We start from the raw sequence: 22,343 nt of genomic DNA on the forward strand, positions 1-22,343 counted from the left end.
TCCTGCGTAACTGATGTCTTTATCAGGAGACGCTGACGACTTGGGGGAGAAGGCGCATGTGTCTGCACCCCCAAGACACCAACGTCCACTTTCCTAGCCTTGTGTGGAGCCTTGGTAGGCTGCATCTATGCGCCAAGGAGAACACAAATGACCGAACAGAATCAATCAGAAACGGCAACCCCGCCCAAGAAGCCGCGTCGGTCCGCGAACGCGGACAAGTGGGGCGCGAAGGTAATGGAGCAGGGTTTCTGCATGATCCCGTCGCTGCTGCTGCGCGCGCAACGCCGGCTGCACCTGAACCCGTCTCAGCTCGCCGTCCTGCTTCAGATCATCGATCACTGGTGGGACGCCGCACGCAAACCGTACCCGAGCAAGAAGGAGCTTTCCTCCCGCCTCGGCATCAGCGAGCGCCAGGTGCAGCGGTACATCACCGACCTGGAAAACGAAGGGCTCCTGCGCCGGCAGGAGCGCTATGGCGATCACGGTGGTCGGCAGACCAACATGTACGACCTGCAGGGCCTTGTCGACAAACTCGCCGAGATCGAGCCCGAGTTCCGCGAGGCGCGTGAGTTGGCGCGCAAGAGCCGGAAGGCTGCTGCCTCCCCTGGCTGGCGTCCCAAGAAGAAGACCGGGGCGGACAAGGACGGCCCCAGCTAAACCCGACTGACCCAGTCCACCCGAAGACCTCACCACGAAGCAGCAAGATGCGCTGCTTCGAACGATCCCGCACGTCCAGATTTTCGAAGGCCAAGAAGAAAGGCGCCGCATGAACCAACATTCCAAACACAGCATCGATCGGTCGCGTCGCCCTTTTGGCGCCGGAAGCGGCGCCATGGACGCCGAATTCACGCGGGAGTGGCGGTGCCATGACTGCGGGAGGCTCCTCGGCAAGACCAACGGCAGTCAGATGCAGATCCGCCGGAAGCCGCTCGATTATGTTGTCGGGTTTCCGGTGCTTGCGACCTGTCCCGGCTGCGGGTCGCTGAACGTGACGAGCAAGCCGTAAGCGCGCGGCAACGCGCGCATTCACCCAACCCCCTGAAATCCAAGAGACGCGCGACGTCCTGACCTGGCCACGAGAAGGCGCCGGACGCCTGGCCGCAAGGCAGGCGTCCAATGTCCATCGCGTGGCACGCGATCCGCGATCATCTTACCGATTCATCTTCCAAGCTTAACTTCCAGCGCAGTTTCGACGCCATCCGGCGCACGCAGGCCGCCCTCGCGCCGTTCCGCGATCCGGCGACCCTGCTGGACGGGCTGCACCGCACCGCCGGCGATCCGGCCCGGAAGAACGTGATCCTCGCCGCGCTGGTCGGGGCGGCTCAGGGCGACGGGCCCGCGTCCGACTGCGCGCTGACGCTGCTGTTGCTGGCGCTCTGGCCCGGCCTTGACGCCATCCGCCGCCGGTCGCTCTGGCGCAGGCTCGGCAGCGCCGACGAGATCGCGTCCGACGTTTTGGCGCGCACCACCGAGGCGGTCCGCAGCCTCGACCTCGGGCGCGTCAACTGGATCGCGGCCACGGTGCTGCGCAACGTCGAGCGCGACATGATCCGCGTGCGCCAGCGTGACACGGCGCGCGAACATCTCGCCAGCGGCGCCGATCCCGACGAGGTGGCGGACAGCGGCGACAGCGGGATCGGCGCGGCCGGGTACGCAAAGCTGAACGGCGCCGTGCGGAAGCTGCTCGGCGACGACGCCCTGCTGGTGATCCGCGTGGCGATCGAGGGCTTCTCGCAGGCCGAGGTCGCGGTCGAGCTGGGCCTGACCGAAGCCGCCGCCCGCAAGCGGTACCAGCGCGCGATGCGCCGGCTGCACGCTGCCCTCGAGGAAATCCCCTGAGCCGATGTCCCGATCCGGTCCCGCCGGTGGCTTTTTCCATTCGAGCGCCCAGAGCGCCTTCCCTCCAACCGAAAGCAGACACGCATGAACCGCACTGCCGATCTGTCGCTCGAGGATTTCAGGCGTCTTCCGGGGCTCTATCGCCGCTGGGAGCTGACCGAGGTCTGCGAGCCCAACCGCAACTATCAGATCGAGGACGCCGGCACCCACGCCGACGGGACGCCACTGCTGGCGATCTACGTCGCCGAGCCCGCGCCCGACGCCCGCGAGGCCGCCTGATGGGCCTCCTCGATCAATTCATCTCACGGAGAACCGCCATGCCGGACCAGCCGGACGACATCACCCGTCTTCGCAAGGCGAGCTACGCGCTCGAAGATCTCCCCGAAACCATCGCCTTCCCGCAGCGCGCGGGTGACGAGCCGCGCGAGCCGCTGCCGGTCGTCGAGGCGACCGTCGACGAGATCGCCTTCGCGATCGTGGAAGCGGAGCGCGAGAGCACGGCCGCCTACCGCCGCGCCGATGCGCTGAAGCGGCTCTACAAGCTCGCCCGCGAGGCCGGATGCATCGGTGCAGATCGCGCCGCCGCCGCAGTCATGAAGAAGGAGGGCCAGTGATGGCCCTTCCAATCATCGGCGCCGACGAGCGGCTCGCGCAGCGCAAGGGGATCAAGGGCGTCATCTTCGGCCGGTCCGGCATCGGCAAGACCAGCCTGCTCTGGACGCTGAATGCCTCGACCACGCTCTTCCTCGACCTCGAGGCCGGGGATCTGGCGGTCGAGGGGCTGGAGATCGACACGCTCCGGCCCCGCACCTGGAAGGAATGCCGCGATTTCGCGGTGTTCATCGGCGGGCCGAACCCGGCGCTGCGCGAGGATCAGCCCTACAGCCAGGCGCATTTCGACGAGGTCTGCGGGCGCTACGGCGATCCGGCGGTGATCGGGAAGTACGAGACCGTCTTCATCGACTCGATCACCGTTGCCGGGCGGCTCTGCTTCCAATGGTGCCGTGGGCAGCCCGAGGCGTTCTCCGAGAAGACCGGCAAGCCCGACATCCGCGGCGCCTACGGGCTGCATGGCCGCGAGATGATCGGCTGGCTGACCCATCTGCAGCACACGCGCGGCAAGCATGTCTGGTTCGTGGGCATCCTCGACGAGCGGCTCGACGACTTCAATCGCAAGGTCTTCCATCCCCAGATCGACGGCTCGAAGACCGGGCTCGAGCTGCCGGGCATCGTGGATCAGGTCATCACCATGGCCGACATCCCGGACCCCGGCGGCCAGCCGCAGCGCGCCTTCGTCTGCCAGACGCTGAACCCCTGGGGGTATCCCGCCAAGGACCGCTCCGGTCGCCTCGACCGGGTCGAGGCCCCGCATCTCGGACGGCTGATGGAGAAGATCCAGCGCCCCGCGGCGCCTGCCTCCGAACGCCTGACCTGGCCGCCGGTGACGCCCACCGATCCCGCGCCCGCGCAGGAGCCCGGACATGGCTGAGCGCCTCTTGCCATGCCCGGTGTCCCGATCCGGTCGCCGGGGTGGCTTTTCCCATCTGACGCCGCTGCGCGTCCCATCCTCCAACTGAAAGGAGCCGCGCAATGTCCGGACCCTGGAACGACTTCAACTCCGCCCAATCCAACACCAACGTCATCCCCAAGGGCACGCTCGCCAAGGTGCGTCTGACGCTCCGCCCCGGCGGCTTCGACGACCCCTCGCAGGGCTGGACCGGTGGCTGGGCGCGCCGCGCCACCACCGGCGCCGTCTATCTCGATGCCGAATACACTGTGCTCGAAGGCCCCTATGCCCGGCGCAAGGTCTGGTCGCTGATCGGCCTCTACAGCCCGAAGGGCCCGGACTGGGCCAACATGGGGCGCGGACTGATCCGCGGCATCCTCAACTCGGCGCGCGGCGTGTCCGACAAGGACAACTCGCCCGAGGCGCAGGCCCGCCGCCGCATCAACGGGTTCGGCGATCTCGACGGTGTCGAGTTCGTCGCCCGCATCGACATCGGCACCGACACCAACGGCGAGGACAAGAACGAGATCCGCGCCGCGGTCACCCCCGATCACCGTGACTATGCCGCGTTGATGGGCACGGTCGCGCCGCAGGTCTCCGCCGCCCCTGCGCAGGGCCACGCCGCGCAGCAGCCCACCACGGCCACCCAGCCCAGCCAGCCCGCATCCGCCACCGGCGCCGCCGGTCGGCCGAGCTGGGCGCAGTAAGGGGGAGACCGGCCATGCGCCTGCGCCCCCGCCAGAAGACCTTCGTCGAGCGCAGCGTGGCTGCGCTCGCCTCCCGCGGCAACACGCTGGGCGTGGCACCCACCGGTGCGGGCAAGACCATCATGCTCTCGGCGGTCACCGGCGAGATGATCGGCGACGGGGCCAAGGCCTGCGTGCTGGCGCATCGCGACGAGCTGACGGCGCAGAACCGCACCAAGTTCCAGCGCGTGGTGCCGGGCGTCGCCACCTCGGTCATCGACGCCACGGAAAAGTCCTGGGGCGGCCAGGTGGCCTTCGCCATGGTGCCGACGCTGGCGCGGGCTTCGAACCTCGCCGACATGCCGCGCCTCGATCTGCTGGTCGTGGATGAGGCGCACCATGCCGTCGCCGACAGCTACCGCCGCATCATCGACCGGGTGCGCGAGGCCAATCCCGACGCCCGCATCTTCGGGGTCACGGCGACGCCGAACCGGGGCGACAGGAAGGGCCTGCGCGAGGTCTTCGACAACGTGGCCGATCAGGTGCGGCTGGGCGAACTGATCGCCTCGGGCCATCTGGTGCCGCCGCGCACCTTCGTCATCGACGTGGGCGTGCAGGACGAGCTGCGCTCGGTCCGCAAGACCATGTCGGATTTCGACATGGCGGAAGTGGCCGGCATCATGGACCGCGCCCCCGTCACCGACGAGGTGATCCGCCACTGGAAGGAGAAGGCGGGCGACCGGCAGACCGTGGTGTTCTGCTCCACTGTGGCCCACGCCGAGCACGTCACCGACGCGTTCAGGGCAGCCGGCGTGTCCGCCGTGCTGATCCACGGCGATCTGGCGGCCGAGACCCGCAAGGCGATCCTCGCCGACTACGCGGCGGGCAGCATCCGCGTCGTCGTCAACGTGGCGGTGCTGACCGAGGGCTGGGACCATCCGCCAACCTCCTGCGTCGTGCTGCTGCGGCCCAGCTCCTACAAGTCCACCATGATCCAGATGGTCGGGCGCGGCCTGCGCACCGTCGATCCCGAGGAACACCCGGGCATCGTGAAGACCGACTGCGTCGTTCTGGATTTCGGGACGTCGAGCCTGATCCACGGCACGCTGGAACAGGATGTCGATCTCGACGGCAAGACCGAAACCGGCGAGGCGCCGACCAAGACCTGTCCTGCCTGCGAGGCGGAGATCCCGCTGGCCGCCACCGAATGCCCGCTCTGCGGCGAGGCGTTCCCGCGGGAGGACGAAGAGACCGGTGAAGGTGGCGGTGCTGCGCCGCTGTCGGGCTTCATGATGACGGAAATCGACCTGCTGAAGCGGTCCAGCTTCGCCTGGGTCGACCTCTACGGCACGGACGACGCGCTGATGGCCACGGGCTTCACAGCCTGGGGCGGCATCTTCTGGCTGGACGGGGTCTGGTACGCCATCGGCGGGGCGAAGGGCGATCGCCCCCACCTGTTGGGTGTCGGTGAGCGCACTGTCTGCCTCGCGCAGGCCGACGACTGGCTGAACACCCACGAGACCGACGAGAGCGCCTTCAAGACCCGGTCCTGGCTGCGCCAGCCGCCGACCGAGAAGCAGCTGCAGTACCTGCCGCCCGAGTGCCGCCATGACTTCGGCCTGACGCGCTACCGCGCCTCGGCGCTGATGACCTTCGGTTTCAACAAGCGCGCCATCCGGCAGCTGATCGACAGCGCGGCCAGCCCCGAACGGAGGGCGGCATGATCCATGTCCACCTCAACCCCAATCACAGCCGAGAACCGGCGGCGGCTCTGGCATCCGCGTGGAACGCTCTGTGCTGTCTGCCGGCAACCCACCCGTGGCTTTGGCTGGTTCGATCCGCACCGGTCGAAGCGGCCCCGGCCCTCGGTCTGGTTCTGCTCGATGCCCTGCCAGTCCTTCTGGACGCGCTTGGCCAGGGAGCGTTTCGCCATGGTTGACCTGACCGAGGAGGAGCGCGCCGCGATCACCGCCACCATGAAGCGCGTCGCCCTGCTGATGGACGAGATCGGCTGGGCCACCCCGCTTGCGGATCTGACCGAGGCGCAGGTGCGCGCGCTGATCGAGGAGGCCGTCGAGGGCTTCCGCGAGGCCATGTCCGACATCGCAAGGGCCAACGCGCCGGAGGTGCCGTTCTAATGAAAACGTGCAGCAAATGCAGCGAAGAGAAGACGGCGGTGGAGTTTGGCGTGCGGCGCCGGAGCCCCGATGGCCTACAGGCTTGGTGCCGGGATTGCCGCCGGGAATATCAGCGTGCCTATGCGCAGAACTTCCGCGATCCCGAAAGGCATCGGGAGGCGCAGCGCCGCTATCGGCTGCGCCACGCCGAGAAGAACCGAGCGCACAGCATCGTCAGGAGCGCCGTCAAGGCGTGCCGGATCATCGTGCCGGTCTGGTGTCAGCGCTGCAGCTGCGTGACCGATCTCGAAGCGCATCACCACGACTATGACGCGCCGCTCTCGGTCGAATGGCTCTGCTCGACCTGCCACGGGCTCGCCCACCGCAGCTACGAGGGAGTCCAGCATGCTGGACTATAACCGCCGCCCCAGCTTCGCCGACCGGGTCAACGCCGCCGTCGATCGGGCGCTGACCGCCGATCAGGCTACGCGGCCGCCCCGCGACTATCTCGGCGGATCCCGCCTCGGCCATGCCTGCGAGCGTGCCCTGCAGTTCGAGTTCACGGCGACGCCGAAGGACGAGGGCCAGGACTTCAGCGGCCAGTCGCTGCGCATCTTCGCCATCGGCCACGCGCTCGAGGATCTGGCCGTCGCCTGGCTGCGCGGCGCGGGCTTCGACCTCTACACGCGCAAGGGCAACCGGCCAGATGGCGGCCAGTTCGGGTTCTCCGTCGCGGGCGGGCGCATCCGCGGTCATGTCGACGGCATCATCGCATCCGGGCCCGATGGCTTCGGTCTCGCCGTTCCCGCGCTCTGGGAATGCAAGACGATGAACGCGAAGAACTGGCGCGCCTGCATCAAGGACGGCGTCACGAAATCCAAGCCGGTCTACGCGGCCCAGATCGCCCTCTACCAAGCCTACATGGAAGGGGCGGTCCCCGGCATCTCGGCCGCGCCGGCGCTCTTCACCGCGATCAACAAGGACACCGCCGAGCTTCACCATGAGCTGGTGCCCTTCGACGCGGATCTCGCGCAGCGCATGTCCGACCGGGGCGTGCGGATCCTGCAGGCGACCGATGCGGGCGAGCTTCTGCCACGCGTCGCCACCACGCCCGACTTCTTCGAATGCCGCTTCTGCCCGTGGTCCGAGCGCTGCTGGAGGCTTCCCACATGAGCGACGACGGCATCTTGCATTTCAACCCGTGGATGGACTTCAACGACGGGCCGCCGTCCGAGAACCCCTTCGGGTGCGACCCTGACCCCGAGCAGATCGCCGTGTTCCTCGACACCGTGTTCAGCTGGTGCGAGGGGCTGATCCCGCTGCGCGGCTTCGTCGACAAGGGTCAGGGCCGGGACGGCAAGCCGCACAACATCTGGATCACGGCCGACGACACCGCGCCGGGAAAGCTCGCGACCTTCGCCGCGTGGGCGAACCGCGAGGGCGCGGCGGTCTATGTCATCCCCGGCACGGTCGAGGAACAGGGCCAGGCCCGCGCCGCCGACGTGCTGCAGATGCAGGCCATCGTCGTCGATCTCGATGCGGGCGACATCCCGGCCAAGCTGGATCATGTCACCCGCCACCTCGGCCCGCCAACGCTCATCATCGAAAGCGGCGGGCGTACACCCGAGGGTGCGGCCAAGCTCCATGTCTGGTGGAAACTGACCGAACCGGCCGAGGGAGAGGATCTGGCCACCTTGTGCCGCCTGCGGGGCGAGATCGCGGTGAAGGTCGGCGGCGACACGCATTTCCGCTCGGCACACCAGCCGATCCGGGTGCCGGGCACGGTCTATCACAAGCACGGCCATCAGCGCCTCGTGCAGATCCGCGAACATCGCGCGGCCGAGGTGGACCTCGCGGATTTCGCGGAAAAGGTCGCAGACATGCCGCCGCTGCCGGGCGTGGGCTTCGCCAGCGTCGCCACCGCGCCGACCGCGAAGCCAAGCATCGACGCCGTGCTCACCACGCCGGTGCGCGAAGGCGCGATCGACGACTGGTCCCGGTTCCAGGGGGCGAGCGCCGCCATCGGCCATTACGTGCGCCTGGTGCACGAGGGCCGCCTCGACCCCTCCGCGGGCTGGGAGGCGATCTGCGGCTACAACGCCGCCATGCTGCGCCCGTCCTGGCCGCTCGATCGGCTGCAGGCCGAGTCCGAACGGCTCTGGGAGCTGCATGTGAAGCGCAACGGTCCGCCGCTCCTGCGCGCGGCCCACGCGGGTGTCTCGATCAGCCCACTGCCGACCTTCAGCCTCGGCGCTCTGCTCGACGACACGAGCCCCATGCCCGAGGACATCATCGGGCCGCGCGTGCTGACGCCGGGCGGGCTCCTGGTGCTTGGCGGCGCGCCCAAGGTCGGCAAGAGCGACTTCCTGATCTCCTGGCTCGTGCACATGGCCGCTGGCGTGCCGTTCCTCGGCTTCACGCCGCCCCGGCCGCTGCGCGTGTTCTACCTGCAGGCCGAGATCCAGTATCACTACCTGCGCGAGCGCATGCAGCAGATCGCGCTGCCCGCCGCCGTGATCGCCGCCGCGCGCGACACCTTCATCGCCACGCCGAAGCTGAAGCTGCTGCTCGACGCGGAGGGCGTCGCCCGCGTGGCCGAGGCGATCCGGGCCGCATTCCCCGACGCGCCGCCCGACATCATCGTCATCGACCCGATCCGCAACCTCTTCGATGGCGGACCTGAGGGGGGCGGCGAGAACGACAACACCGCCATGATGTTCTTCCTGAAGGACCGGGTGGAGCTCCTGCGCGAGGCGGTCAATCCGGACGCGGGCGTCATCCTCGCCCACCACACCCGCAAGGCCAGCAAGCACCAGGTCAAGGACGACCCTTTCTCGCGCTCTCCGGCGCCAGCGCGCTGCGGGGTTTCTACACCTCGGGACTGCTCATGCACCGCCCCGACGAGGACAGCAGCGTCCGCAGGCTGGAGATCGAGCTGCGGAACGGCCCCGCGCTGCCGGGCAAGCTGATCGACAAGGTGAAGGGCGAATGGGTCGAGCTGAACCCGATGAACGAGCGCCTGGTGCGCAAGGAGGTCGGCGCCAGGCTCGATGCCGAGCGGCTGCGCAAGCATGATGTCATCCTCGGCATGCTGCTGGACGAGGCGGCCAGCGAGCGCCTCTACACCGCGATGCAGTTCGCCGAGACCTTCGAGAACCGGGGCGGTCTGGGCAGCAAGCACACCATCCGCGAGCGCCTCAGCGTGCTGGCGACCAAAGGCTTCGTGAAGTTCCTGCGCGACCCCTCGGGGTTCGGCTTTCCCATCACCCGGTCGCGGTTCGGCTATCTCTGCGTCGAGGGCATGCAGTTCGGCGCACCCGCCGATCATGTCGATCCGGCCACCGGCGAGGTCACCACGGAGGTCCGCCAAGTCCTGCCAAGCCACTTCAAATGCCCCCAGTCCGGGCTCTGCCTGCAGGTCGAAAATCCCGCCGTCTGGGTCTACCCGGACGGGCTGGAGGACGACCTCACTCATATGAGTGAGGCCTGACTCATATGACAGCGCCAACTGTGCACTCAAGGAAATCAACGGGTTACGGGGAAATAAGAGTTAGGTCCCTAACTCATGCCCGAAGACTTCATGAAGTCTTATTCCGCAATGATTTCAGCCACTTGAACGCCTCGGAACAGTTAGGTGTCAAACCCCCATACTACGTATGGGAGGGCCACCCCACAGGGTTGGCCACTCCTCCCATACGTCCGGGTCAGCCGCGCGCGCCGCCGTGACGGTCTGTTGTGCTTCCCGATCCGACGACGGCGGCCCCGTACCGCCAAGCACCAGACCGCCGTCGTCTTCCACCACCACAGGCCACCGGCAAAGGAGACCCATCATGGCTCAGCCGACTCTGATCCCGAATTGCGACGGCGCAAGGTTTGAATCGCTGCCGCTCGACACGCCCCGCAACCGCTGCATCCTCGCGCTCGACCTCGGCACCTCGACCGGCTGGGCGATCCGCGGCCATGACGGCCTGATCACCAGCGGCACCGTCTCGCTGCGCCCCGGCCGATTCGACGGCGGCGGCATGCGCTACTTGCGCTTCACCAACTGGCTCACCGAGATCGACCGGCTGTCCGGTCCTGTCGCCGCCATCTGGTTCGAGGAAGTCCGCCGCCACGCGGGCACCGACGCGAGCCACATCTACGGCGGGCTCATGGCCACGCTGACCGCATGGGCTGAGCTGCGCGGCGTGCCCTACGAGGGTGTCCCGATCGGCACGATCAAGCGCCATGCCGCTGGCAAGGGCAACGCCGACAAGGCCGCCATGGTCGCGGCCGTCCGCGCCCGAGGCTTCAGCCCCGCCGACGACAACGAGGCCGACGCCATCGCGCTCCTGCTCTGGGCGATCGAGACGAACGGAGGTGTCGCATGAGATGGCACCCCCACGGCTACGGCGGTCGGCGCCGGGATCCCGAACAGGTCAAGCGCGAGGGCTGGCACGAACAGGGCGTCCTCGCGGTCTCCGCCGATGACGACCGCCTCACCTGGCCCGAGCGTGAACTGGTCCGACAGCTCGGCGAGAAGCTCTACGGCCCGCGCCCTGCCGACAGGGAGGCGCGTCATGGCTGATCGCGAATGGACCGCCGACTGCGTCGCCGATCATTTCGAGGAGGCGTTCCGCACCCTGCGCAAGCTGCCGCCGGTGAAGGCGCAGGGCTACTTCAACACCTGGCCCGACATCGTGCGGACCAGCCGCGAGATCGCGGCGATGGAGCCGCAGCCGATGCGGGTCTGGCCCTCGGCCGCCGCGATCACCCGGCTCGAGCAGACCTTCGACTGGGTGCTCTGGATCGAGGAGGCGGAGCGCAAGCTGGTCTGGTCGCGCGCGGCCCGGGTGCCGTGGAAACAGATCAGCGGAGAGCTCGGCTGCGACCGCACGACGGCATGGCGGCGCTGGCAGCTCGCGCTGACCAAGATCGCTGCGCGCCTGAATGCGCAGTGACTCCAATGTGTTGCAACACTTTTCCCTTCGACATCTGCAACAGATCCATGCTATTCCGAAGGCAAGATGGGGAGAGTGCGCTGGAAAGCATTCGCTAGATCTTGTCGATCGTCCGTCTAGACAGACATTGATCGAAGCCAACCCAACCGCAATGCCAGAATGATCTGAGACTGCCCGAATGCTGGACAAGAATACTCCATACTTTGCGGAAAGCTATTCGGGCAGTTCAGAAATCTTTCGCGACTTCTTCGCCAATCAGGAAGATGCGGTTAAAGCCGCTGAGGCCGAACTGAGCGACCCCAACGTTTCAATGACTGCAGTGCAGTTCCGCGAGTTCGACGGTGGCGGATACGTCGGCGACAAGCTTTTGAGGCTTGACTGCTTTCCTAATCTCAGTCGACTACAGGATGGTATCGCGCACGGAAGCATCTTTATTCCACGCTCTCTCGATCTCAATCAAACCTTGGCACGAGATGAGGTCGATCTCGTGCTCAGATTTGGGGAGGTGATCGAGGCTTCCGAGAGGCTCGAGCCTTCACTGGGCGGCGTGTTCTTGGCCATGGCGCTAGGCCGTGCTTCCGAGAAGGTAGAAGGATTCGAGCGCCTCAGGCTTGACGAATACTTGGAGTCGCAGGTGGCAGCGCCAGATGAACCGCAAGCTGTTTCTTTGCCCGAGATACCAAACGTCCTCGTCCGATTAGTGGCGAGCAACAGCACCGTGGAAATTCGGTTCGCCCGTCACCCGTAAAGGTCGGGCGGGTCACGCCCGACATCGCGGTTCCTTCCTGGCGATATTCGTATGCTGGCGGGCGAAGCGCGGGACATCGCCAGCGACAGGGCCGGATTTTTGGGAAGCCACCCGGAAGCCGGACCCACTCGCGCCCCGCGCTAACACCAATGAACGCTGACCTTCCGACCGGACACCGCTGGTAGCCGGTGGACCCCGCTTGGAGTCCGGCGCGGCATCCGGAGTCCGGAAGCCACCGGCATCCACCCGATCGAGGAACCTTGCCCACCATGACGCTGAGCTTCGCCCCGGACGCGATCGAGACGTGGCCGCTGTCGCGCCTCCAGCCCTACGCGAAGAACGCGAAGGCGCACGGGCCGGACCAGGTCGCGAAGATCGCCGCCAGCATGGCCGAGTTCGGCTGGACCGTTCCCTGCCTCGTGGCCGAAGACGGCGAACTGATCGCGGGCCACGGGCGCGTGCTGGCGGCAACCCAGCTGGGACTGACCGAAGCGCCGGTCATCGTGCTCGGGCATCTGACGGAGGCGCAGCGGCGGGCTTACAGGATCGCGGACAACAAGCTGACCGAACTCGGGACGTGGGACGAGGCGCTGCTGTCGGCGGAAATGAACGACCTGCTGGCCGATGATTTCGACCTGTCGCTGGTCGGCTTCTCCGACGGCGAGCTGGACAAGCTGCTGGCCTTCGATCCGGACGGGGGCGGTGAAGAAGAGGGTGGCGCCGGGGGCTCCGTGCCGCCGGTGACCATCCCCGAACCGCCGCGCAACCCGGCCTCGCGCACCGGCGATCTGTGGATCCTCGGGGACCATCGGCTGCTGTGCGGAGACAGCACATCCCATGACGACGTGCGCCGCCTGATGAACGGCGAGCGCGCGATCCTGTTCGCGACAGACCCGCCGTACCTCGTCGACTACGACGGCTCGAACCATCCGACCCGCAACAAGGACTGGTCCGCGTCCTACGGCACGACCTGGGACGACAGTTCTCAAGGCGCGGAGCTCTACGACGGGTTCATCGCGGCGGCCGTGGCCGAAGCGATCACCGAGGATGCGGCCTGGTACTGCTGGCACGCCTCCCGTCGCCAGGCGATGCTGGAAGCCTGCTGGGAAAAGGCGGGCGCCTTCGTCCACCAGCAGATCATCTGGGTGAAGGACCGGGGCGTCCTGACCCGATCGCACTACCTCTGGAAGCACGAACCCTGCTTCATGGGCTGGCGCCGCCCGAACCGCCCGCCGAAGGTGGCCGAGCAGACGCTGCCCTCGACCTGGGAGATGCCGTCCTTTGCCAAGGACGAGCGGCCCGACCACCCGACGCCGAAACCGCTCGACGCCTTCGCCATCCCGATGCGCCAGCATGTTGCGCGCGGTGGGCTTTGCTACGAGCCATTCTCTGGCTCCGGCTCGCAGATCATGGCGGGCGAAGCCAACGGCCGCCGCGTCTTCGCCATGGAAATCAGCCCGGCCTACATCGATGTCGCCGTTGAACGCTGGCAGGCCGAAACCGGCTGTGACGCGATCCTCGACGGCGACGGCCGGACCTTCACGCAGGTGAGAACCGAGCGGCTGGGCGGCGACGCCGAACCACCAGCCCGGACGCCGGACACGGACGCCGCCCCAGAACCCGCGCGAAAGCGCAAGAACGCCGCGTGACATGCATGACCTGGCTTTACATCCCTCCGGAGACGCTTCCGGGGCCGGAGACGCATGCCTCTTCGGCCTCTCCCTCTGCTCCGGCGCGGGCGGGCTCGACCTCGGGCTCGCCATCGCCCTCCCCGGATATCGTGCTGTGGGCCATGTCGAACGGGAAACCTACGCCGCGGCCATTCTCGTGGCGCGGATGGAAGACGCGTCCCTGGATCGGGCTCCTGTCTGGGACGATGTTGCCACCTTCGACGGCCGCCCTTGGCGCGGCGCGGTGGACGTCGTCACTGCGGGCTATCCGTGCCAGCCGTTCTCCGTCGCGGGCAAGCGCCGGGGTGCAGACGACCCGCGCCATCTATGGCCCCATGTCGCCCGCATCATCAGTGAGATCGAGCCGCCCTTCGTCTTCCTCGAGAATGTCGCCCATCATCTCCGCCTCGGCTTCCCCGAAGTCGCCGCAGGACTGGTCGGCATGGGCTACCGCCTTGCGGCAGGCCTCTTCACGGCGGCGGAAGTCGGCGCGCCCCACAAGCGGGAGCGGCTCTTCATTCTCGCCATCCGCGAGGGGGACGAGCTGGCCGACCCCGCGCGCCTGTTCTGGCACCCGGTCGAGCGGCGGGAACCGGACGGAGCTGTTGAGGCTCTGGCCGACCCCGAGGGCCAGTGCCAACGAGAACCGGCAGATGAAACCGACGCCCTCGCAGGCTGCGGGTCAGCACGGGATGAACCTCGCTACGACAGCCGCGATGTGGCCGACGCCGATGGCGAACGATGGCCGCAAACCGAGCGCGGGCAACCGCCGATCTGCCGACCTGACCCATTCGGCGGGGCTGTGGATGACGCCGACGGCGCGGGATCACAAGGACGGGGCCACGAGCTTGGCGAACACGCCTGTGAACGGCCTGCTTGGCCGCCAGGTCCTGGTGACGTCGAGGGCTGGGAGCGGTACCTCCGATGCGCGCCGGACCTTGAACCCGCTGTTCGTCGAGGCGCTGATGGGCTGGCCCACCGGGTGGACCGCCTTCGCCTCTGTGGCAATGGCGTGGTCCCGCTGGTTGCGGCGCATGCGCTGCGAACTCTCGCGGCTGAACTGCTGGCCGATGGATGAGGCAGCCGCATGAAGCAGTCACGCCTCATGTCTCTGGTCGAGTCCGTCGCCAACGTGATCGTCGGCTACGGCGTCGCGGTCATGACGCAGATCCTGATCTTCCCGATCTTCGGCCTGCATACGACGCTGGCGCAGAACCTGAAGATGGGCGCCATCTTCACTATCGTGTCGATAGTGCGTTCCTTCGCCTTGCGGCGGGTGTTCGAGGCGATCCGGATGCGGACCGCCAAATGATCGACCGCCGCCCCGGAGGGACGGCGGCCATCAGCTTGTCGGACTCCGGTGCCTCAGGCGGCGGGGAGCTTGTACACACGCCCCCGATTCTCGACCTTCTCGGAGGTCACCTCGAGCCCGAGCTTCTTCTTCAGCGCCCCGGCCATCGCGCCACGCACCGTGTGCGACTGCCAGCCCGTCGCGGCCATGATCTCCTCGATGGTCGCGCCGTCCGGCGCGCGCAGCATGGCGATCAGCGTGGCCTGCTTGGTGCCCTCGCGCGGCGTGCGCGCCTTGGGCGCGGCTGCGGGCTCGGTAGGGGTGTCCTGCGAGGCCTCCGCACTCGGCACCTCGTCGGCGCCCTTGGGCGCGGTGTCGCCGCCTTCCGGGTCGACGCCGATGGCGGCGAGGCCCGCGTCCGTGATGTGCAGGAGAATGGCGCGGCCGTCCTCGTCGTTGCGCCAGATCCGGTTGAGCGAGGCGTCGGCCTTGGTCCTGTTGTCGGTCGCCGTCTCGGCGACCAGCCTGCGGGAGAGGAGCGCGCCGACCACCTTGGCGGCGGCGCCGCCGCGGAGCGAGCCGGGGAGTGGCAGGACGTTGCGGTCTTCGCGCTGCGCGGCAGCGCTGAGGATCACGAGCTGGGTATCGGAAAGCTTGGTCATGGGGTCGTCTCCGTATTCGGGCCCGCGTCATGCGGCGCCTTCTACGACCCCGAGCCGCGCGGGGCGCGCGGCGGGAGTTCCGGCTGGGCCGGAAATCAGCGGGCGTGTTCGCCCTCGCCGAAGGCGCTGTCGGTGATGCGCTTCAGCAGGCTGGCGTAGTGTTCGAGGGTGCCGACCATGGCCCAGCCCGCCTCGTCGGGGGCGCAGTTGAAATGGTCGTCGCTGAGCGCCTGCAGGCGGGCGAGCATCTCGTCGATCTCGGCTTTCTTGCCGATGAAGGCCGCGAGCGCGGCTTCCTTGTTCCGGCGCGCCTTTTCGGCGCGGAGTTCGTGGCGCGGGGTGGTGATCGGGTTCAGTCGGGTGGTCATCGTCGTGGCTCCGTGGTGAGTTGCATCGTCCTTCTGAACGGACGTTCGCTCCGGTCGTGACGCTTATCAACTCGATAAGCACATGATTTAGAATGATAATCGGAGCCGTCGATGCGTGGCATGAGCGAGCGCCAGTACGCCGCGCATGTCGGGCTGTCGCGCGGCGCGATCCAGAAGGCGAAGACGGCCGAGCGGCTGGTTCTCTATCCCGACGGCAGCATCAACGCGGCCGCGAGCGACGCCCGGCGCGCGGAGACGACGGACCCGTCGAAGACGAGAAAGCCGACCGCGCCGAAGCTGAAGCCCGTCCCCGAGGCGGCGGTCGCTGCTGTCGGCGACACCTTGCGCAAACAGGGGCTGGCGGTGCCGGCGGTCGGCGGCGGCACGACCTTCCTGCAGGCCAAGACTGCGAACGAGGTGCTGAAGGCCCAGGAACGACGCATCCGGCTGCAGAAGCTGAAGGGGGAGTTGATCGAGCGGGCCCGGGCGCTGGCGCTGGTGTTCCGCCTGGCGCGGGAGGAACGGGACACGTGGGTGACCTGGCCTGCACGCGCGGCGGCGCTGATGGCGGCAGAGCTCTCGGCCTCGTGCAGCGACGCGACGGGCCGGCAGATCATTGTGGAGCCAGCCGCGATGCAGAAGGTGCTGGAGAGACATGTACGCGCCCACCTCGACGAACTCGCCGAGGTCCGGCCCGACTTCCGGTGATGATGACGCACTGACGGACTTCGACGGCGCGGGCGAGATCCTGCGCGCCTGGGGCAACGGGCTGCGGCCCGACCCGGACCTCACCGTATCCGAATGGGCGGACCGGCACCGCATGCTCTCTGGCCGCGCCTCGGCCGAGCCCGGGCGGTACCGGACGGCGCGCACTCCTTATATGCGCGAGATCATGGACCGGCTGTCGCCCGGCGATCCCACGCAGCGGATCGTGTTCATGAAGGCCGCGCAGGTCGGGGCGACCGAGGCGGGCAACAACTGGATCGGGTTCACCATCCACCAGGCGCCGGGGCCGATGCTGGCCGTCCAGCCGACGGTGGAACTGGCCAAGCGCAACTCGCGCCAGCGGATCGACCCGCTGATCGACGAGAGCCCGGAGCTGCGGGAGCGGGTGAAGCCCGCGCGATCCCGCGATGCGGGCAACACCATGCTGTCGAAGGAGTTCGCGGGCGGCATCCTGATCATGACGGGCGCGAACTCGGCGGTCGGGCTGCGCTCGACCCCGGCGCGGTACATTTTCCTCGACGAGGTCGACGCCTATCCGGCCTCGGCCGACGAGGAAGGCGATCCGGTCACGCTGGCGGAAGCGCGGTCGCTGACATTCGCGCATCGGCGCAAGGTGCTGCTGGTCTCGACGCCCACGATCCGGGGGCTGAGCCGGATCGAGCGGGAGTTCGAGGCCAGCGACCAGCGGCGGTTCTTCGTGCCATGCCCGCATTGCGGGGCGATGCAGTGGCTGAAGTTCGACCGGCTGCGCTGGCAGAAAGGCCGCCCGGAAACGGCGGAATATCACTGCGAGGGCTGCGAGACGCCCATCGCGGAACACCACAAGACGGCGATGCTGGAGGGTGGCGAATGGCGGGCGACCGCCACGGCCGCCGATCCGACCACGGTCGGGTATCACCTCTCCGCGCTCTATTCGCCGATCGGCTGGCTGAGCTGGGAGCGGATCGTGCGGGCATGGGACGCGGCCCAAGGGTCGGACGAGGCGATCAAGGCCTTCCGCAACACCATCCTCGGCGAGACATGGGTCGAGACCGGGGAAGCGCCGGACTGGCAGCGGCTCTACGACCGGCGCGAGCGCTGGACATCCGGCACGGTGCCTGCGGGCGGGCTGTTCCTGACGGCCGGGGCCGACGTTCAGAAGGACCGGATCGAGGTCGATGTCTGGGCTTGGGGCCGCGGGCTGCAAAGCTGGCTCGTCGATCACGTCGTGATCGAGGGCGGGCCGGATCGGCATGACGCCTGGTCGGAACTGACCGCGCTGCTCGACAGGTCTTGGCCGCATGAACGTGGCGCGCATCTCAGGATCGCGCGGCTCGCCATCGACACCGGCTACGAGGCCCCGGCGGTCTATTCCTGGTCCCGGGCGCAGGGCTTCGCGCAGGTGGCGCCGGTAAAGGGCGTCGAGGGGTTCAACCGCTCGAGCCCGGTGTCGGGGCCGACCTTCGTCGATGCGACCGAGGGCGGCAAACGCCTGCGGCGCGGGGCGCGGCTCTGGACTGTCGCCGTGTCGACCTTCAAGGCCGAGACCTACCGCTTCCTGCGGTTGGCCCGGCCGACCCAGGAGGAGATGGCCGACGGGGCGGCGTTCCCGCCCGGCTCGGTGCATCTGCCGCATTGGGTCGAGAACGAATGGCTGAAGCAGTTCGTGGCCGAGCAGCTGGTGACGGTGCGCACGAAGCGCGGATTCGCCCGGCTGGAATGGCAGAAGCTCCGCGAGCGCAACGAGGCGCTGGATTGCCGGGTCTATGCCCGCGCCGCCGCCTGGATCGCGGGCGCTGACCGCTGGTCTGAGGAGAAATGGCGCGACCTCGAGGATCAGCTCGGGGGGGCCCCCACCGACACCGATCCCGCCGGGCAGATCAACCGACCGGGACAGGCCCCGCAGGGCAAGCGCCGCTCCGACTGGCTCGGACGGCGCGGAGGATGGTTCTGAACATGACTGACTGGACGGAAACCGAGCTCTCGGCGCTGCGCCGGGCCTATGCCAGCGGCACGACCCGGGTGAGCTATGACGGCAAGTCGGTCGACTACGGCTCGGCCGAGGACCTGCTCGCCCGCATCCGGACCATCGAGCGGGCCATCGCGGGCGTCGGCAGACCGCTGCCGGTGGCCGGGCTGGCGGGCTTCTCGCGCGGGGACCGGTGATGTCGGCGACCTGGTTCGACCACGCCATCGCCACGGTGGCCCCGCGCATGGCCGCGCGCCGCGTGATGGCGCGACAGGCGTTCGAGACCCTGACACGGGGGTATGACGGCGCCGCGCGCGGGCGTCGCACCGAGGGCTGGCGCGCGCCCGGATCCTCGGCCGACACCGAGATCGGCGTGGCCGGGGCGCTCTTGCGCGACCGGATGCGCGATCTGGTGCGCAACAACCCGCATGCGGCCAAGGCGGTGGCGGTGCTGGTCAACAACATCATCGGCGCGGGCATCATGCCGCGCGCCGCCAGTGGCGACGACACGCTCGACCGGAAGGTCGACGCCCTGTTCGAACGCTGGACGGCGGAGTGCGACGCCGATGGCCAACTGGATTTCTACGGTCTGCAGACGCTGATCTGCCGCGAGATGGTCGAGGCGGGCGAGGTGCTGGTGCGCCGCCGCCTGCGCCGGTCTTCGGATGGCCTGCCCGTGCCGCTGCAATTGCAGGTGCTGGAGGCCGACTTCCTCGACGCCACGAAATCCGGCGCCCTCGGCGCGGGGCGGCTGGTGCAAGGGATCGAGTTCGACCCGGTCGGCAAGCGCCGGGCCTACTGGCTGCATGCCGAGCATCCGGGCGACGCCTATGGCGCGCTGCAGAATGGGCTGCAAAGCCGCCCGGTCCCGGCGAGTGAGATCGCGCATGTCTACGAGAAGCAGCGCACGCAGGCGCGCGGCGTTCCCTGGGGCGCGCCCGTGATCCGCAGCTTGCGCGATCTCGACGACTACGAGGTGGCCGAGCTGGTCCGCAAGAAGACCGAGGCCTGCGTCACGGCCATCGTCTTCGGCGACGACGAGGCCCAGCAGGGCATCGCGCCCTCGGTGGTCGACGCCGATGGCAACCGTATCGAGCAGTTCGAACCGGGGCTGATCGCCTATGCGCGTGGCGGCAAGGACATCCGCTTCAACCAGCCGTCGGCCACGGGTGGCTACGGCGAATACAAGCGGGCGAGCCTGCACACGATCTCGGCTGGGTTCCGGGTGCCCTACGAGCTGCTGACCGGCGATCTCAGCCAGGTCAATTATTCCTCGATCCGGGCCGGTCTCGTCGAGTTCCGCCGCCAGATCGACGCGGTGCAGTGGCAGCTGTTCATTCCGCTGTTCTGCACGCCGGTCTGGCGCTGGTTCACCGAGGCCGCATGGGCGGCGGGGCAGATCCCGTCGCCCACCGTGCCGGTCGAATGGTCGCCGCCGAAGTTCGAGGCGGTCGATCCGCAGAAGGACGCGATGGCGAACCTGCTGTCGATCCGCTCGGGCACCATGACGCTGGCCGAGGTGATCGCGAAACAGGGCCGTAACCCGGACGCCGTGCTGGCGGAGATCGCCGCGACCAACGCCAAGCTCGACGCGCTGGGGCTGGTGCTCGACAGCGACCCGCGCCGCGTCACCAAGACCGGCAGCGCACAGACCGGCGATCCGGCAACCGATCCGGCCGCCGACGCACCGGATACCGACGACTCCTCCGCCGAGGCGGAAACCGACCCGGCGCAGGCCGACCAACAGGACTGACCTTCATGGACACGATGATCGAACTGCCGGCCATGCGCCGGTCGGCGGAGCTTGCGCCGAATACGGCCGATGCCGACACCCGCACCGTCGAGGTTGTCTGGTCGGCAGGCGCGCGCGTCCGCCGCGCCACCTTCTTCGGCGAGCCCTATGACGAGGAACTCAGCCTCGATCCGGCCCATGTCCGCCTCGACCGGCTGAACGCGGGCGCGCCGTTCCTGAAGGTGCACGAGCTCGACACGCTCGACGCGGTGATCGGTTCGGTCGTGCCAGGTTCGGCGCGGATCGAGAACGGCCGCGGCATCGCGCTGGTGCGGATCAGCGAACGTGCTGATGTCGAGCCGATCTGGCGCGACATCCAGGCCGGGCACATCCGGGCGGTCTCGATCGGCTACCAGGTCCACCGCTTCGAGGTCTCCAAGCCGGAGGCAGCACGCGAACTCTGGCGGGCGGTGGACTGGACGCCGTTCGAGGTCTCTGCCGTCGCGGTCGGGGCTGACCCCGCCGCGGGCTTCCGCGCCCAGCATCCCCTTCACGACTGCGTCCTCCACCGCCGGGACGCCCCCACACTGCAAGGAGCATCCCCGATGACGGACGAGACCCAGACCCCGGCGAGCGACGCCGCAACCCCCGCCACCACCCAGCCGACCGCGCCGGTCGAAACCGAGGACACCCCCATGACCGAGCCGAAAGCGGCTGCGCCCGACCCGAAGGTCGCGGCCAGCGAACCGAAGGTCCACGCAAGTGAGACGCGCAGCCAGCCGAAGACGCAGGTAACTCCCGCGCCCGACACCGAAGCGGTCGCGACCCGCGCCCGCGAGGCCGAGCGCGACCGCGTCTCCACCATCTACGATCTGGCCGGGCGGCTGAACCTCGAGCGCGGCTTTGCCGAGGATCTCGTCAAGCGTGGCGTGAGCGTGGACGAGTCCCGCCGCCTGATCCTCGACCAGGTCGCCGCGAAGTCCGACGAGACCCGGACTTTCCCGCATGTCTCCGTCCCCCTCGGCGGCCGGGATGAGCGCATCACCCGCCGCGATGCGGTGGCCAACGCGCTCCTGCACCGCTACAGCCCGACGCTGTTCCAGCTGGAGGACGCCGCGCGCCAGTACCGCGGCATGACGCTGCTGGAACTCTCCCGCGAGAGCCTCGGCAATGCCGGGGTCAACACGCGGGGCCTCTCGCGCGACGAGGTGGCGACGCGGGCCCTGCACTCGACCTCGGACTTCCCGGAGATCCTGTCGGCCGTCACCAACAAGACCCTGCGGCAGGCCTACGAGGCCTATCCGCGCACGTTCATGCTGTTCTGCCGCCAAGTGCTCGCCACCGACTTCAAGGCGATGCACCGCGTCCAGCTCGGCGAGGCGCCACAGCTGCTGGAGGTCGGCGAGAGCGGCGAGTTCAAGCGAGGCACGCTCGGCGAGAGCAAGGAGAGCTACAAGGTCAAGACCTATGGCCGGGTCGTCGCGATCACCCGCCAGACGCTGATCAACGACGATCTCGACGCCTTCACCCGGATCCCGGCGATGTACGGCAACTCCATCGCCCAGCTGGAGTCGGACGTGGTCTGGGGCATCATCACCGCCAACCCGGCCATGGCCGACGGCAACGCGCTGTTCCACACCACCCACAAGAACCTCGCGGGCACCGGCACGGCGTTGGCGGTCGAGGCGGTGGGCGCGGCGCGGGCGGCGATGGCCAAGCAGACCGGCCTCGACAAGAAGACGGTGCTGAACGTCCGCCCCGCCTTCCTGATCGTGCCCGCCTCGCTGGAACTGAAGGCCGAGCAGCTGGTCGCCCAGAACCTCGTGCCCGCTGCGACCGCCAGCGTCGTGCCCCAATCGATCCGCACCCTCGCGCCGATCAGCGAGCCCCGGCTCGACGCCGCCAGCGAGACAGCCTGGTATCTGGCGGCGAGCCCCAACCAGATCGACACCATCGAATACGCCTATCTCGAGGGTCAGCAGGGCGCCTACATCGAGACGCGCAACGGCTTCGATGTCGACGGCGTCGAGATCAAGTGCCGCCTCGACTTCGGCGCCAAGGCCATCGACTGGCGCGGCCTCTATAAAAATCCTGGGGCGTAGGATCAGC

At 68.3% G+C, this 22,343-nt stretch carries 27 protein-coding genes; 25 read left to right on the plus strand and 2 right to left on the minus strand.

The features are described 5' to 3' along the window. Positions 1–147 precede the first annotated feature (147 nt). The 20 genes from MF270_RS08590 (at position 148) to MF270_RS08685 (ending at position 14,819) form a co-directional block, all read left to right on the plus strand. Complete coding sequence (locus tag MF270_RS08590; protein WP_238365465.1) at positions 148–657, plus strand: helix-turn-helix domain-containing protein; 510 nt, start codon at positions 148–150, stop codon at positions 655–657. Positions 658–766: 109 nt separating this feature from the next. Then, the gene (locus MF270_RS08595) at positions 767–1,006 is read left to right on the plus strand and encodes a hypothetical protein (protein WP_238365466.1); all 240 of its coding nucleotides are present in this window, start codon (positions 767–769) and stop codon (positions 1,004–1,006) included. Between the two features lie 110 nt (positions 1,007–1,116). Next, positions 1,117–1,839, plus strand: a complete 723-nt coding sequence (locus MF270_RS08600) for an RNA polymerase sigma factor (RefSeq protein WP_238365467.1) — start codon at positions 1,117–1,119, stop codon at positions 1,837–1,839. An 84-nt stretch (positions 1,840–1,923) separates the two neighbouring features. Further along, positions 1,924–2,118, plus strand: coding sequence for a hypothetical protein (locus MF270_RS08605; protein WP_126010870.1), 195 nt, complete (start codon positions 1,924–1,926; stop codon positions 2,116–2,118). Between the two features lie 38 nt (positions 2,119–2,156). After that, positions 2,157–2,453 carry a hypothetical protein gene (locus tag MF270_RS08610; protein ID WP_238365468.1) on the plus strand — a complete coding sequence of 99 codons (297 nt, stop codon included), beginning with the start codon at positions 2,157–2,159 and terminating at the stop codon, positions 2,451–2,453. After that, positions 2,453–3,328: an ATP-binding protein gene (locus MF270_RS08615; RefSeq protein ID WP_238365469.1), complete on the plus strand. Its 876-nt coding sequence runs from the start codon at positions 2,453–2,455 to the stop codon at positions 3,326–3,328. The genes MF270_RS08610 and MF270_RS08615 overlap by 1 nt, the downstream gene beginning before the upstream one ends. A 101-nt stretch (positions 3,329–3,429) precedes the next feature. Next, entirely contained in the window at positions 3,430–4,053 is a 624-nt protein-coding gene (locus MF270_RS08620; protein ID WP_238365470.1) for a hypothetical protein, read from the plus strand. A gap of 14 nt (positions 4,054–4,067) precedes the next feature. Continuing rightward, positions 4,068–5,756 carry a DEAD/DEAH box helicase gene (locus tag MF270_RS08625; protein WP_238365471.1) on the plus strand — a complete coding sequence of 563 codons (1,689 nt, stop codon included), beginning with the start codon at positions 4,068–4,070 and terminating at the stop codon, positions 5,754–5,756. A 3-nt stretch (positions 5,757–5,759) separates the two neighbouring features. Continuing rightward, positions 5,760–6,170, plus strand: coding sequence for a DUF6511 domain-containing protein (locus MF270_RS08630; RefSeq protein ID WP_238365472.1), 411 nt, complete (start codon positions 5,760–5,762; stop codon positions 6,168–6,170). Next, positions 6,170–6,568 (plus strand): hypothetical protein, encoded by a 399-nt coding sequence (locus MF270_RS08635; RefSeq protein WP_238365473.1) that lies wholly within the window; start codon positions 6,170–6,172, stop codon positions 6,566–6,568. Before MF270_RS08630 ends, MF270_RS08635 begins: the two co-directional genes overlap by 1 nt. After that, positions 6,555–7,322, plus strand: a complete 768-nt coding sequence (locus MF270_RS08640) for a PD-(D/E)XK nuclease family protein (RefSeq protein WP_238365474.1) — start codon at positions 6,555–6,557, stop codon at positions 7,320–7,322. Before MF270_RS08635 ends, MF270_RS08640 begins: the two co-directional genes overlap by 14 nt. Then, complete coding sequence (locus MF270_RS08645; protein ID WP_238365475.1) at positions 7,319–9,118, plus strand: AAA family ATPase; 1,800 nt, start codon at positions 7,319–7,321, stop codon at positions 9,116–9,118. The genes MF270_RS08640 and MF270_RS08645 overlap by 4 nt, the downstream gene beginning before the upstream one ends. Then, positions 9,037–9,639 (plus strand): hypothetical protein, encoded by a 603-nt coding sequence (locus MF270_RS08650; RefSeq protein ID WP_238365476.1) that lies wholly within the window; start codon positions 9,037–9,039, stop codon positions 9,637–9,639. The genes MF270_RS08645 and MF270_RS08650 overlap by 82 nt, the downstream gene beginning before the upstream one ends. Before the next feature lie 340 nt (positions 9,640–9,979). After that, positions 9,980–10,519 (plus strand): hypothetical protein, encoded by a 540-nt coding sequence (locus tag MF270_RS08655; RefSeq protein ID WP_238365477.1) that lies wholly within the window; start codon positions 9,980–9,982, stop codon positions 10,517–10,519. Continuing rightward, the gene (locus MF270_RS08660) at positions 10,516–10,716 is read left to right on the plus strand and encodes a hypothetical protein (protein WP_137457471.1); all 201 of its coding nucleotides are present in this window, start codon (positions 10,516–10,518) and stop codon (positions 10,714–10,716) included. The genes MF270_RS08655 and MF270_RS08660 overlap by 4 nt, the downstream gene beginning before the upstream one ends. Beyond that, positions 10,709–11,089 (plus strand): DUF6362 family protein, encoded by a 381-nt coding sequence (locus tag MF270_RS08665; RefSeq protein WP_018303644.1) that lies wholly within the window; start codon positions 10,709–10,711, stop codon positions 11,087–11,089. The genes MF270_RS08660 and MF270_RS08665 overlap by 8 nt, the downstream gene beginning before the upstream one ends. Before the next feature lie 178 nt (positions 11,090–11,267). Then, positions 11,268–11,837: a hypothetical protein gene (locus tag MF270_RS08670; protein ID WP_238365478.1), complete on the plus strand. Its 570-nt coding sequence runs from the start codon at positions 11,268–11,270 to the stop codon at positions 11,835–11,837. 269 nt (positions 11,838–12,106) lie between these two features. Further along, on the plus strand, positions 12,107–13,486 hold the full coding sequence (locus MF270_RS08675; protein WP_238365479.1) for a site-specific DNA-methyltransferase: 1,380 nt from the start codon (positions 12,107–12,109) through the stop codon (positions 13,484–13,486). 1 nt (position 13,487) lies between these two features. After that, positions 13,488–14,585, plus strand: a complete 1,098-nt coding sequence (locus tag MF270_RS08680; RefSeq protein WP_238365480.1) for a DNA cytosine methyltransferase — start codon at positions 13,488–13,490, stop codon at positions 14,583–14,585. A gap of 9 nt (positions 14,586–14,594) precedes the next feature. Continuing rightward, a complete protein-coding gene (locus MF270_RS08685; RefSeq protein WP_238365481.1) occupies positions 14,595–14,819 on the plus strand; it encodes a DUF7220 family protein in 225 nt (74 codons plus the stop codon). 53 nt (positions 14,820–14,872) lie between these two features. Here MF270_RS08685 and MF270_RS08690 read toward each other — a convergent pair whose 3' ends face one another. Both MF270_RS08690 and MF270_RS08695 read right to left on the minus strand, forming a co-directional pair. After that, positions 14,873–15,460 carry a DUF3489 domain-containing protein gene (locus tag MF270_RS08690; protein ID WP_238365482.1) on the minus strand — a complete coding sequence of 196 codons (588 nt, stop codon included), beginning with the start codon at positions 15,458–15,460 and terminating at the stop codon, positions 14,873–14,875. A gap of 95 nt (positions 15,461–15,555) precedes the next feature. Continuing rightward, positions 15,556–15,828 (minus strand): hypothetical protein, encoded by a 273-nt coding sequence (locus tag MF270_RS08695; RefSeq protein WP_036751164.1) that lies wholly within the window; start codon positions 15,826–15,828, stop codon positions 15,556–15,558. Between the two features lie 111 nt (positions 15,829–15,939). Between MF270_RS08695 and MF270_RS08700 the strand changes: the two genes are divergently transcribed. From MF270_RS08700 to MF270_RS08720, 5 genes are read left to right on the plus strand one after another with little or no spacing between them, the layout of a single operon-like run. Continuing rightward, a complete protein-coding gene (locus tag MF270_RS08700) occupies positions 15,940–16,536 on the plus strand; it encodes a hypothetical protein (protein WP_238365483.1) in 597 nt (198 codons plus the stop codon). Further along, positions 16,484–18,487, plus strand: a complete 2,004-nt coding sequence (locus tag MF270_RS08705) for a phage terminase large subunit family protein (protein WP_238365484.1) — start codon at positions 16,484–16,486, stop codon at positions 18,485–18,487. The genes MF270_RS08700 and MF270_RS08705 overlap by 53 nt, the downstream gene beginning before the upstream one ends. Before the next feature lie 2 nt (positions 18,488–18,489). Next, positions 18,490–18,699: a phage head-tail joining protein gene (locus MF270_RS08710; protein ID WP_036706675.1), complete on the plus strand. Its 210-nt coding sequence runs from the start codon at positions 18,490–18,492 to the stop codon at positions 18,697–18,699. Next, complete coding sequence (locus MF270_RS08715) at positions 18,699–20,255, plus strand: phage portal protein (protein WP_238365485.1); 1,557 nt, start codon at positions 18,699–18,701, stop codon at positions 20,253–20,255. Before MF270_RS08710 ends, MF270_RS08715 begins: the two co-directional genes overlap by 1 nt. Positions 20,256–20,260: 5 nt before the next feature. Next, positions 20,261–22,336 (plus strand): prohead protease/major capsid protein fusion protein, encoded by a 2,076-nt coding sequence (locus tag MF270_RS08720; protein WP_238365486.1) that lies wholly within the window; start codon positions 20,261–20,263, stop codon positions 22,334–22,336. The last annotated feature ends 7 nt before the right edge of the window (positions 22,337–22,343 follow it).

The organism is Mesobacterium pallidum (assembly GCF_019966535.1).
GTDB classification, from domain to species: domain Bacteria; phylum Pseudomonadota; class Alphaproteobacteria; order Rhodobacterales; family Rhodobacteraceae; genus Mesobacterium; species Mesobacterium pallidum.